7 protein-coding genes are annotated in these 12,797 nt (G+C 64.2%); 2 read left to right on the top strand and 5 right to left on the bottom strand.

Translation table 11 applies throughout. The annotated features are described in order from the left end of the window. Window positions 1–86: 86 nt before the first annotated feature. Together NKI06_RS05480 and NKI06_RS05475 are read right to left on the bottom strand one after the other, a co-directional pair. On the bottom strand, window positions 87–3,944 hold the full coding sequence (locus NKI06_RS05480) for a DUF7929 domain-containing protein (RefSeq protein WP_352984386.1): 3,858 nt from the start codon (window positions 3,942–3,944) through the stop codon (window positions 87–89). A gap of 10 nt (window positions 3,945–3,954) precedes the next feature. Next, on the bottom strand, window positions 3,955–6,210 hold the full coding sequence (locus NKI06_RS05475; RefSeq protein WP_352984385.1) for a hypothetical protein: 2,256 nt from the start codon (window positions 6,208–6,210) through the stop codon (window positions 3,955–3,957). 202 nt (window positions 6,211–6,412) lie between these two features. Here NKI06_RS05475 and NKI06_RS05470 point away from each other — a divergent pair, with 202 nt between their 5' ends. Together NKI06_RS05470 and NKI06_RS05465 are read left to right on the top strand one after the other, a co-directional pair. After that, a complete protein-coding gene (locus NKI06_RS05470) occupies window positions 6,413–8,005 on the top strand; it encodes an ABC transporter substrate-binding protein (RefSeq protein WP_352984384.1) in 1,593 nt (530 codons plus the stop codon). A 6-nt stretch (window positions 8,006–8,011) separates the two neighbouring features. Next, the gene (locus NKI06_RS05465) at window positions 8,012–8,875 is read left to right on the top strand and encodes a hypothetical protein (RefSeq protein ID WP_352984382.1); all 864 of its coding nucleotides are present in this window, start codon (window positions 8,012–8,014) and stop codon (window positions 8,873–8,875) included. Window positions 8,876–8,881: 6 nt separating this feature from the next. Here NKI06_RS05465 and NKI06_RS05460 read toward each other — a convergent pair whose 3' ends face one another. From NKI06_RS05460 to NKI06_RS05450, 3 genes are all read right to left on the bottom strand, one after another. Next, window positions 8,882–9,817: an alpha/beta hydrolase gene (locus NKI06_RS05460; protein WP_352984381.1), complete on the bottom strand. Its 936-nt coding sequence runs from the start codon at window positions 9,815–9,817 to the stop codon at window positions 8,882–8,884. A gap of 124 nt (window positions 9,818–9,941) precedes the next feature. Next, window positions 9,942–10,724: a carnitinyl-CoA dehydratase gene (locus NKI06_RS05455; protein WP_023831230.1), complete on the bottom strand. Its 783-nt coding sequence runs from the start codon at window positions 10,722–10,724 to the stop codon at window positions 9,942–9,944. Next, window positions 10,717–12,795: an acetate--CoA ligase family protein gene (locus NKI06_RS05450; protein ID WP_352984378.1), complete on the bottom strand. Its 2,079-nt coding sequence runs from the start codon at window positions 12,793–12,795 to the stop codon at window positions 10,717–10,719. Before NKI06_RS05450 ends, NKI06_RS05455 begins: the two co-directional genes overlap by 8 nt. Between the last annotated feature and the right edge of the window lie 2 nt (window positions 12,796–12,797).

Raw genomic sequence — 12,797 nt, 5'->3', positions numbered from 1 at the left:
GAGATGCGGCGGACCGCGATCGCGCTGAAAGAAAAACCCCCCGGATCGCTCCGGCGGGGTTCTGAATTTTGACTCGTATCCAGATCCTATGGCTTGAAGTTGGCCGCCGGATCCCTTTGCGGCTGTACCTGCGTCTGCGGCGTGCGCTTCGGTATGAACTGCTGAAGGACACCTGGATTGAGCAACAGGGTCGGATCGAGCGACGGCTGCTGCCGGATCGCCCTGCAGTTCGGGAACCGACCAACCGTGCCTTCGGGGCAGCGCCGCTTGATGATCGGCACGCACTGGCCACCGACCATCTGCGAGCCCGGGGCGCAGTCTCCCACCTGCGGCCTCGGCTTGCGGCATGCGCCGTCGATCACCTGGGTGCCGCGCGGGCAAACACACTCGCCGCGCTTGTTGTGCACCTGGCCGCGTATGTCGCACTGTTCCAGCACAGGCTTCTTCTGCCGGCAGGCATTGCCTTGCACCTCGGTACCCCGCGGGCAGACACAATTGCCATTGGCGTCGTGGACCTGACCGCGGATCGAGCACTGCTCGGGCTTCGGCCGGATCGGCCGGCAGACCTTGCCCCTGACTTCTGTGCCGTCCGGGCAGACGCAATCGCCGTTGGCGTTGTGGATCTGACCACGGATCGAGCATTGTTCAGGCTTTGGCCGGATCGGCCGGCAGGCTCCATTGCGCACCTCTGTCCCACGCGGGCAGACACAATCGCCATCGGCGTCATGAACCTGGCCGCGTATGATGCACTCCTGAGGCTTCTGCTTGTCGCGCACGCAGGCATTTGCCTGTCGGTCGAGATGCGTACCTTCCGGGCAGTAGCAGCCATTGCCGTCCGACGTCGGGACCGAACCGGGGATGGTGCAGCCAGGCTTGTCGGTCTTGACGCAAGCGCCGTTCTCAAGCTCGGTTCCGCGCGGGCAGACACAGCGTCCATCCTCGGTGCGGATCTGGCCCTTGAGCAGCACGCAGGGCCTCGGATCCTTCGGCTGGATGATGACGCCGCCGTCGGGCGAGCACTGGCCGTTGCGGAACGTCGTGCCTTCCGGACACACGCACCGGCCGGCATCGTTCATGACGAAGCCTGGCGAGCATTCCTTCTTCACCTCGCGCTTGATGGTGAACGGATGGCAGGCATAGGCCTTGCCGCGATCGCCCTGGACGTTGGTCAGGTCGCCGGGCAGTACGTCGCCGCCGCCTTGCACCCTGGTGTCGGGAGACAAGACGCCGACGCAGTTCTGGCCGCTGACGTTGCCCCGCAGATTGACCAGGGGAGCGTCGGGAAGGACCACGGTGACCTTGTGCACATGGCTTTCCCCGGCGCCGAGCGTCAGGTTGGCAATGCAGGTCAACGGCAAGGTCGTCGGTTCGGGCGAGCAGCCAAAGGGCGGTTCGATCGCGGTGATCGCGACGCCTTGCAGCCGCCCCAGCCCGTCCACCCCGATCGCATCGCCGATGCGGACCGGACCGGAGAAGGCGGTCTGGCCATCATTGGTGATGGTGATCTCGAACGAGCAGGGTTGCCCCGGCTGGCACTCGGCATCGCCGGTCTTCTTGACGCTGATGGTGGACGTGCCGCCGCCCTTGGCGCAGGCCTGGCCGATCGGGTAGACGACGTCGTCTCCAGGGGCCGGGCCGTATGAGCCGCGTGCGCAGTTCTCGAACGCGCCATTGGCCAAGACCGTCACGTCGAAGTGCCTGGAGGTTCCGGGCGTCATCGCGGCGCCGGGTATCTGGCATGACAGCGCATTGGCCGGAACCGCTCCGCAGGCCCATTCCGCACCGTCGGGTGTGACGGTCTGGATCTGGACCGGCGCGCCACCCGATATCAGCGTGGCAGCATCGTTGACCCGCACCGGACCGGTGGGGGCAGAGGTGCCAAGGCTGATGACGGTGATGCGGCAGGAAACCACCGCCGCACCGGCGAGCGAGCCATTGCAGACCTTGGTGATGCGTAGGGTCGGCTTGCCGCCATTGGGATGACGGAAGCGTTCCTTGGCGCAGTCCTTGTTGTTGGTGAGGTCGACCTCACCGGGGACGGGCTTCAGCGCCGCGCAGTTCTCGACCGAATCCGACTGGTAGCCGGCCGGCATGACCGCCTTGACGACGATCGGCGTCGAGGCGCCCGGCATCAGCACGATGCCTGCATTGTCGCAGCGGAACTGGCCGGGACCGTTCGGTCCGCATGTCCAGGGCGGAGACGGGCCGAAGGTCGACGAGGCCGGCGCGCCGCCCGGGTAATTGTCGATAACCGTCAGCGGCCCATTATAGGGGACGCTGCCATTGTTGATGATGTCGATCACGAAGTAGCAGATGCCGTCGGGCGTGCAGATCGGGATGCGGGCACGCTTCTTCAGGATCAGGTCGACCTTCTTGTCGACCGGGGGCCGGCAATCGCGGTCGCGGTCGCCACGCCGGCAGATCGGGATCGAGGCACAGCCGCGATCGTTCTGCTGGCTGCCGAACAGCGGCTTGCCGCTGGCGCCGTAATTATAGGTGGCGCAGTTGCGCAACGCGCTGCCTTGCCAACCACCCGCCGGCTTGAAGCCGAGCTTAAGGTTGATGGAGGCCCCCGGATTGAGCGTGGTCACCGGATAGGTGCACGTCATCGGGGTCACGCCGGGCATGCATACCCAGGGCGGGTTGGGCCCTGAATCCAGAGTCGAGCCGGCCGGCAGCGTCACCTCATCGAGCACGATCTTGCCGTGATACGGCCCGTCGCCGACATTGGTGACCTTGATGGTGAAGTCGCAGCCGCCGCCCATCGTGCAACGCGTCACGTCGGCGCGTTTCTCGACCTTGAGGTCCGGTTCCTTGTCCTTGGGCGGACATCTCAAGTCACGCGGGATGACGATGTCGATGGCCTGTGTGCAGCACAGGCCCCAGCCCTCCTTCGGGCCGGCATAGGTCTCGATGCCGGTGACGATGAGGTGGATGACGTCGCCGGGCGACGCACCGGCGATCTTCCAGTTCAGCACACCGCCGCCCGGCGGCACCAATTGCGTGTCGGGGATGATGGTGATGCCTGGGGTCGTCGTCGATACCTGCACCCATTTTCCGCCCATCTCCGGGCCGACAGGCATGTGGTAGATGAACGCGCCGCCGCCTTGCACGCAATCGACCGTGCCGCGCTCCACCTTGAAACATTCCCGGTCGGGAGGCGGAGGCCGCTTGTCACAGTTGGTGAGGTCGATCTTGATCGAGGTCTTGGCCCCGGTCTTGTAGTCGCCGTCGTCGGGCTTGCCCGGATCCTGCGACGGGATGATGGCCCCCGTGCCGACGCCCGGCGTCACCTTGATCATGCCCTGGTTGTCGACGATGGTCGGCGAAGGAAACGCCGCATGGTCGATCTTGGCGGTGATCTTGAAATTGATGACGCGTTCATTGCCAGCCCCAGCGCCGTCGAGATCGGTGGTGGAAATCCGGAAATCGGAAACCGTTGCCGTATCGTTCGGATTAGCCGAGGTGCTGATTGTCGCACCCGGCAGCGGTCCGCCAGACGCATCCGTGCCGTCGCCGGACACGTTGACGTTGACGATCGCAAGACCGTGCGGAAGCTGATCCTTGAAGTCGAGTTGGAGTTTCTTCAGCCTGGCCGAAAAGCTTGGGTCGGCAAAGCCTTGCGAGTCGCCGCGCAGGCCAAAGCTCAGGGAGTAGACGACGTAGTCGCAGCTCCTCTGTGTGCCTGTTTTGGTGAAGAACGGCACGATCCGTTCCGGCCTCGGATTGACGATTTTTGAATTGTCGAGGTCGAGCCGCAGTTCCGGAGTGATCGGGACTGCATCTTCGGCGTGGCTTGCCACAGGGGTGAACATGGCGACCGCGATACCGGCCGCCATCAGCCAGCGCGCGCCGCGCCTGGCATATGACAGGGGTTTCATGATGGTCTCCATGACGTTGGATTGACTGCTGTTCGCGGTCGGGGAAAGTGCGAGATTTTTCATCTTCCCCTCCTCAACGTTCGCAGCTGACGGCTGGGGTTCTGAGCGGCAAAGTCATCTTGCAGCAAGGGTAGTAGCCACCCTTGTCCTTGTCGGACTGCCTGTAGAAGCAAAGTCCAACATCGACTCTGTCGCCCGGAGAATGGCCGGTGATGTCGACCGTGTAAGGCTTACCGGGAGCATGCGACTGGGGTGATGTCACCCCGACGCCTGGTGTCATGGACTGGACCTTGATCGAATCGCCGCCAAAGCCGGCATGGTCATGGAGATAGAGGTCGGCCTGGAGGCCGCGAGGCGTGCAGTAGAACTGAACATCCTCGACATCGATGCACGGAGGCAGATCGCCGGGCGGTGGGAAGTCCGGCGGATAGAACGGCGGCAGATAACCGCCGGGGATCTCTTCATAATAGCCGGCCCGGCCTTCGCAGGGGTGCCAGACCTCGACGTCGCCGACATGGCCTTCCACTTCCGGGTCTTCGAAATAGCCGTCGAAGTCGACGAACCACGAGCCGAAAGGCGGCACGTTGGCCGGCTTGACCAACGGCGTCGGCGTGATCTGCACGCCGTGCACGCCAAGCGGCCCGCCGGCGGCGAGCTGGTCGGCAAGTGTCGGGCTGTCGCGCAGCTTGTCGCCGGTGTTGACCAGCGTGTCGGTGCACACGCCGGTGTCGAGATTGCCGTCGGCGTCATAGCCATATTGCAGGTCGAGCCCACCGGCCGACTGCCGGTTGCCTTGCGGGAAGCCGACGGCATATTCCTGCGGCTCTTCCACCCAGACCGATTCCGTCGCCGGATCGTCCGGGTTTTCGCGCCAGTAGAGGATGACCTCGCCCTTGCCGGAATCGGCGAACTGGCTGTAATCGTAGCGATTCTCGACCGGGCCGCGCTGCGCCAGATACATGAAACCCTGGTTGTCGAAGGCGATGTCGGTGACGGCGTAGTCCTTGTCGGCCTTGACCGTCAGCTCCCAGCGCGGATCACCGGCAAAGCTGCCATCGCGGGCAATGCCAACCGACCAGATCTCGGCCTTTTCGCCGACCGAATAATAGAGCCGGCCGCCATGATAGGCGACGGACCAGACGCGGCGTTCGTCCTGCGTGTAGCCCCATGTGTCGGGGTCTTCCGAGTCGAAGGCAGCACCCTGTATGTCCATCACCGCACCGTCATCGGCGACGGGAGCCAGCCCATGCGCCGGCCGCCCGGCAACGCCGTGATCGAATGTGTCGATCAGCGTGCCGTTGGCGTCGAGGCGGTGGATGAGGCCGGTGTCGAGATCGCTGGCGAAGAACTCGCGGTGATTGCTGTCGAAGCTGATGTCGCCGATGCCGGAACCGCTGTTGGTGTCAATGTCGGCGAATTTGGAGACCGCGCCGGTGATGCCGTCGATCTTCCAGATCGTGCCCGGACCGCCACCGCTTTCGGTGCCGAACTGGCCGTCCATGAAGACGGCGCCTGCGGTGCCGCGGCGCTGTCGCTCGGGCCGACCGTCGGCATCTTCGTCCGGGGTGACGATACGGATGCCGTGCAGCGAGGTAGCGCCGGCATAGAGATTGGGGACGCCCGAGGGAACGCCGTCGCGCATACCGTCATCATAGGTGATGGCGAATACCTGGCCGATCTGTTCGGCCGTCACCTCGAAAGGCGGCGGCGTGTAGACGAGCTGGCCGGAAGCCGGTCCGCCGAGCGCCGAAACGTCGAAGACGCGCAAGGTGGCGCGCGTCGTGTCGATGAAGGTTTCGTCGACCGGGTCGACGCCGGGCGGCAGCCCCCCCCTTTCGGAATCGGCAGAGTCGAAATTGGGAATGACGGTGCCGGAAAATCCGGTGACCGCCATCGAGCCGGGATAGATGATCTGGGTTTCCTGCGCTTGGGCGGCTGTGTCCAACCAGAGCGTGGCGCTCAGCGCCAGGGCAAGCAAACCGCCGGCTAGATGGAGCGAACGGCGCAAACCGCCGCTTGGAGACGACATGGACGCGCCGCGATCGCAGGACATAAAACTCCCCCCGAAGTTTTCGGGAGGAACATCCGGTCCGGCCGCGCGAAACAGGGCAAGGCGCGGCGTTCCGGCACGTTCGTCCCTGATCGAATTGTCTGCTTTCCTCATCTTCACGATACGCCTGCTCCTGCGCAGGGTCAACGGAATCAGCCGAAAGCCCAGCGCATCGACTCCATCCCGAAGGCGGTGGTCGCGCTGAGCTTGCGTTGGTCCCGGAGACCGTGGAGCCTCTAGGGTCCTGGTCATGGGGGCATCCTTTCCGGCCCGCACCATGCGGCGCCTGGTCGTCAGTCGCAGGCTGGAGCGGAAAGGTTCATGCGAAACGGCGGCCGGGTCTGTCCGCCATTTCACAGAGGCGCGGCCAATTCCTTGTGTCAACTCAAGGTGGAAAACAGTCTTGGCGCGCGAAAGACCGGCCGGCTTACTTACCGTCAGTGCCGGCTTCTGCTAGCGTCTTCCCAACCCTGGGGGGATCATGACACGCAGGCACTTCGTTCTCTTGCTGGCGGCGCTTTTTCCATGTGCGTTGCCGGTCCATCAATCCGTAGCCAAGACCTTGGTCTACTGCACCGAGGTTAGCCCCGATACGTTCGATCCCGCACTCGCCTCCGGATCCCGCGACGCCTCGGCCACCGCTCTCTACAACCGCATGGTCGAGTTCGAGCCCGGCACCACCAAGGTGCGCCCCGGCCTTGCCGACAGCTGGGAGATTTCCGACGACGGCCTCACCTACACATTCCACCTGCGGCACGGCGTGAAGTTCCACAGCGTCGAGGGTTTTACGCCGAGCCGCGACTTCAACGCCGATGATGTGCTGTTTACCTTCGACCGGCAGGCCAACGCGCAGAACCCGTTCAACAATTACGCCAAACGCCAGTACATTTACTTCGACGGCATCGGCATGCCGGATCTTGTCGCCGGTTGGCGCAAGCTTGACGACCATACTGTGGTGATGACGCTGAAGGCGCCGCATTCGCCGATGCTTGCCGACCTGGCGATGGATTTCGCTTCGGTCGTTTCCGAGGAATATGCCGACAAGCTCGTCGCAGAGAAGCGGCTTCTCGACCTGGCGCTGAAGCCGGTCGGGACGGGTCCATTCCAGCTTGTCGACTACCAGCAGGATGCAGTCATCCGCTACAAGGCCAATCGGGACTACTGGCGCGGCAAGCCGAAGATCGACGATCTCGTCTTCGCCATTGCCACCGATGCCAGCATTCGCATGGAAAAGCTGCGCGCCGGCGAATGCGATCTCATGCCCTATCCAAATCCGGCCGACCTGGAGGCGATCAAGGCGACGCCCGGAATCAAGGTCATGCGGCAGGAGGGCCTCAATACGGGATACCTCGCCTTCAACACCTTGCAGAAGCCCTTCGACGATCCAAGGGTGAGGAAGGCGATCGCCATTGCCATCGACACGCAGGCGCTGGTCGACGTCGTGTTCCGCGGCACTGGCGAAGTCGCACGCAATCCGCTGCCGCCAACCTCCTGGGCCTATGACAAGACGAGCCCCGATCATGTCTTCGACCCCGCTGCCGCCAGGCAGGGGCTCGCCGATGCCGGCGTAAAAGACCTGCACATGAAGATCTGGGCGATGCCGGTGCAGCGTCCGTATAACCCGAATGCGCAGCGTATGGCCGAAATGATCCAGTCCGACCTGGCAAAGATCGGTGTCACCGTGGAAGTCGTGACGTATGAGTGGACTGAATACCTTGCCCGCTCGAAGTCACGCGACCGCGACGGCGCCATGCTGTTCGGCTTCACCGGCGACAATGGCGACCCCGACAACTTCCTGTCCGTGCCGCTTGGCTGTGCCGGCGTCGGCACCACCAATCGTGCCAACTGGTGTTTTCCGGCCTTCGACGATCTGCTCAAGCAGGCAGCCGGGATCGTCGATCCCGCTGCCCGCGCAAAACTCTATTCGCAGGCGCAAACGATCTTCAGGGAGCAGATGCCGTGGGTCGCTATCGCCCACTCCGTGGTCTCGATGCCGATGCGCGAACAGGTGACGGGCTATGTCATGGACCCCTTTGATCACCATGATTTCTCGGGCGTCGATATCAAGGAATAGCGTTCGGTGTCTGCCGCCGATCTCGATGTCTATGTAGAGAGCCTGCGCAATTTCCGACTGGTGCGGAGCTATAGCATCGCGCAGTTGCTGCCTTACCTGGAACAGGCTGGATTGAAAGTGCGCCTGCTCGACCGGCCAGCCGGCCGAGATCGGGCGCCGGTGGCCTTTCTGCATGTCGACCTGACAATCGTGCCGCCAACGTACCGCGGGCTCGGCCACCTCTACGACCGCACCATCAATGGCCGCGCGCTGTCCATCCACCGGCACCTTTATTCGACACTGAAGCTGGAGGCAGGCGACAGCCACGAGGGGCCGGTTGTCGTCAAGACCGTCCTCAACTCCAGGGGCCGACCAGAGCAGCGCTGGTGGCAGCATCGCAACGGCCTGACCAGGAGCGCGCATGCCATCCGCAAGCTCTTCGAACCCGGCTACAAGGACCGCCTGTGCCCGCCCTATAAGGTCTACCAGACGATCGGCGAGGTTCCTCCGGATGTATGGCGCAACAATCGCCTGATGGTGGAAAGGTTCGCCTTCGAAACCCTCGACCTGCCCATCGTCAAGCACCGCTACATGTTCCTGCTCGGCGCCGAGATCAACATGCGGCAGGTCTACGACGATGTGTTGTGCGCCGGCTCAAAAATCCTGAGCAATGAGGTGGGCGGCGCCGTCCCGCCGGAGGTGCTGGCGGTGCGGCAAAGGCTCAATCTGGATTTCGGCGCCATCGACTATTTCATTGTCGATGGCAAAGGCGTTGTCGTGGATGCCAACAAGACCGTCGGCTCAAACCCTGAATGGCTGAAGAAGAATCGCTTTCGTCAGGAATTCAACGATCGCATGGCTGAGGGACTGATCGCCTTTGTCCGCGGTTGAGCCGGATCACCAGATCCAGTCGCCTTTGCCCAGCACGGAAACCGCCTCGACAATGCGGCTGAAGGAGGCGCGGGCACGGCCGACCGTGTGCCTGGCCCGGAGATAGCCATGCACCAGCCCCGGCGCCTCGGACCAGCTGGCGTGTCCGCCTGCGGTAAGGATGCGGTCGCGGTAGGCCTCGCCGTCGGACGACAGCGGGTCGCATTGCGCGGTGATCAGCACGGTTGGCGGCAGTTTGGTGAAATCGGTGTCGGCGAGCGGCGACAAGGTGATGTCACCAGTACCGTCAGCGCCGCCGGTGCGGATGTGCTTGTAGAATTCGAGATCGCGCATGGTCAACATCGGTGCTTCGGCGTGCGTGACATACGAGCCCTTCGAACGGTCGCCGCCGAGGCCCGGATAGATCAGCACCTGGCCGATCGGCTTTTTGGCATGGCCACGCGTTGCGTGAGCAACAGCCGCGCAGAGATTGCCGCCGGCGCTGTCGCCGCACAGCAGAATAGGGCGGTCGTAGGTTTTGGCTGCCCATTCGAAGGCACGTAAAGCATCGTCGAAAGCGGCCGGGTGCAGATGCTCCGGCGCCAGCCGGTAGTCGATGGAGACCACTTCGAAGCCGGTCCGGGCGCACAGCTCGGCGCAGACATCGTCATGGCTGTCCAGCCCACCGAGGATGAAGCCGCCGCCATGGATGTAAAGCACCATCGCGGCATGGCCCGGTGTCGCGCTGCGATAAATGCGGATCGGGATGTCGTGGGCGGCAATGATTGTCGTTTCCGCCGTCACGCCATCGGGATAGCCGGCAAAGAACTCGCGGCACATCCTGTCATAGATCGCACGCTGCTGGGCGATGGTGTAGTCGATCGTGTCGGGAGGATAGTAGGAGTTGGTCTTCTCGATGAAGGCCCAGGTTTCCGCGTCGATGAGGGTTTTGTAGTCGGTCATGCAGCTCCTTTACCTCCCCCTTGATGGGGGAGGTCCCCGCGCCGCGGCGGGGGGGGGGTGGTGGCGCATCACCCCACCCCGGACCTTCGGTCCGACCCTCCCCATCGAGAGGAGGGTAAAGAGGCTACTTCCCCTTCCACACCGGGTCGCGCTTTTCTGCGAACGCACGAAACCCTTCCATATTGTCCTCCGAGCCATACAGCGCATCGACCGTCGCCAATTGCCGGCGCGTCACGCGGTTCATCGCGTCCTGGAAGGTCAGCGCCTCCGCCACCCGCGCCGTCTCCTTGATCGCGGCGAACACCAGCGGCGGGCCGCTGGCGAGCAGCCTTGCGATCTCCCAGACGCGCTCCTCGAGCTTGTCCTTGGGCAGCACTTCGTTGACCAGGCCCCAGCGATGCGCTTCCGCCACATCCATCCAGCGGCCGGTGAGCAGAAGGTCCATGGCGACATGGTAGGGAATGCGCTTGGGCAGCTTGATCGTCGCGGCATCAGCCAGCGTGCCGGCGCGGATTTCGGGCAGGGCGAAGGAGGAATGGTCGGAGGCGAAAATGAGGTCGCAGGACAGCGCCAGCTCGAAGCCGCCGCCCACCGCCATGCCGTTGACGCAGGCAATGATCGGCTTGTTCATGTCGCGCAGCTCCTGCAGGCCGGCAAAACCGCCGACGCCATAGTCGCCGTCGACCGCGTCGCCACCGGCGGCTGCCTTCAAATCCCAGCCGGCGCAGAAGAACTTGTCGCCGGCGGTCTTGACGATGGCGACGCGCAATCTGGGATCGTCGCGGAACGCCTTGAAGGTCTCGCCCATCAGCCGCGAGGTCTTGAGGTCGATGGCGTTGGCCTTGGGCCGGTCGAGCGTGACCTCGAGAATGGTGCCCTCGCGGCGGGTGGAAATGACGTCAGACATTCTTCTTCTCTCCCAGCACCAGCAGCGCGTCGGCGATCCAGGCGCCCTTGCCCTCGGCGCAGACGATCAGCGGATTGATGTCGAGTTCCTCGATCTCTCCGGCATTCGTCTGCACGAAGCCGGCAATGCCCGCGATGGCGTCGATGGCAGCGCCGATATCGGCCTTGGGCCGGCCACGATAGCCGTCGAGCAGCGGAAACAGTTTGAGGCCACGCAGGGCGGCCTCGATGTCGTCGCGCGTCGCCGGCAGCATCAGCGTGACGCTGTCGCGCAACAGCTCGACCAGCACGCCTCCGGTGCCCAGCGTCATGACCGCGCCGAACATCGGATCGCGGGTGAAGCCGACGATCAACTCGGCAACGCCGTCGCGCACCATGCGCTCGACATAGAGGCCGGTGCCGAGCGGCAGCAGATCATGCGCCGCCGTGCTGACCGATTCGGCGTCTTTCAGATTGAGCCGCACCGCGCCGACTTCCGACTTATGGGTGACGCCGAGCGCCTTCAGCGCCACCGGGAAGCCGAGCGCCATCGACGAAATCACCGCCTCTACGGCATTGGCGGCACGTTCTGCCTTCGGCACCGGCAAGCCGGCCTTGATCAGCCGCGCCTTGGCTTCGGCCTCGTCAGGGGTGACATGATCGCCGCCGGCAGCACCTGCAGCCGACGTGTCGATAGGCTGCGCCTGCGGCTCGGCCCAGGCCCAGCCGATGAAGGCTGCCGCACCTGCGGCATCCATGGCCTCGGAGATGCCGAACAGCGGCACCATGCCGCGCGCCATCAGTTCGGCGGTGTATTCCTCCGGCAGGTTCTCCGGCAGCGACGAGACGATCGCGCCATGCGCCTTGTTGGTCTTCAGCGCCGATTCGAAGGCGCGCAGCGTCGCCCACCAGTCGGTGACCGAGCAGCGGTCGGGGCGTGGAAAGTCGAGCACCAGCATGTTGAGGTCGAAACCACCCGACACCATGGCGGTGAAGGTGGCGGTCATCGCCGGCTCGTTGTTCCAGATGAAGGTGTGATAGTCCAACGGGTTGGCGACCGCGACCAGCGGCCCGAGCGTCGATTTGACATGGGCGCGGTGCTTGCTGGTGAGCTCCGGGAAATTGACCCAGCGCCCTTCGGCGCTGTCGGCCATGACGGAGGCTTCGCCGCCGGAGCAGCTCATCGAGGACAGGCGGTAGCCGGGCAGCGGCCCGGTGACATGTAGAAGCTTCAACGCCTCGATGAAGGCGGGGATGGAATCGACGCGCGCAATGCCGAGCCGCCGCAGGAAGGCGCCCGAGGCAGCGTCCGAACCGGCCAGCGATGCCGTGTGCGAGACCGTCGCCTGCCGCGCCTGTTCGGAGCGACCGACCTTCATGGCGATGATCGGCTTCTTCAGTTCGCGCGCGCGCGCCGCCAGCTTCTCGAAGCCGGCTACCGAATCGAAGGCTTCGATGTGCAGGCCGAGCGAGGTGACGCGCTCATCCTCGATCAGGCCGAGCGCCATTTCCGACAGGCCGGTCTGCGCCTGGTTGCCGGCGGTCATCAGAAAGGCGATCGGCAGGCCGCGCTTCTGCATCGTCATGTTGATGGCGATGTTGGAGGACTGGGTGATGATGGCGACGCCCTTGGCGCCTTCGGGCAGCCTGATGCCGCCATGCTGGTCGGGCCATAGCAGCGCGCCATCGGCATAGTTGATCAGGCCGTAGCAGTTCGGGCCGATGATCGGCATCTGGCCCGCGACAGCCACCAGTTCGGCCTGCAGCCGCTCGCCGTCATCGTCATAGGCCTCGGTCTCAAGAAAGCCCGCGGCAAAACAGACGGCGCCGCCGGCGCCGCGCTCAGCCAGCGCCTTGATCACCTCGATGGTGAGATGCCGGTTGACGCCGACAAAGGCGGCGTCGGGCGCCCCGGGCAATTCGGCGACCGAGCGATAGGCCTTGCGGCCGGCGACCTCGTCCTTGTTCGGATGCACCGGCCAGATTTCGCCGACAAAGCCCATCTTGATCGATTGCGCGACGACGGCAGCGGCCTGCGCCCCGCCGAACACGGCGATGGATTTTGGGCGCAGGAGACGTTCAAGCTTGTGCATAT

Source organism: Mesorhizobium sp. M0772 (genome assembly GCF_040320135.1).
In the GTDB taxonomy this organism is placed as follows: domain Bacteria; phylum Pseudomonadota; class Alphaproteobacteria; order Rhizobiales; family Rhizobiaceae; genus Mesorhizobium.
Note: the sequence above shows the minus strand (reverse complement) of the source record. Positions and strands in the feature narration are given on the sequence as shown.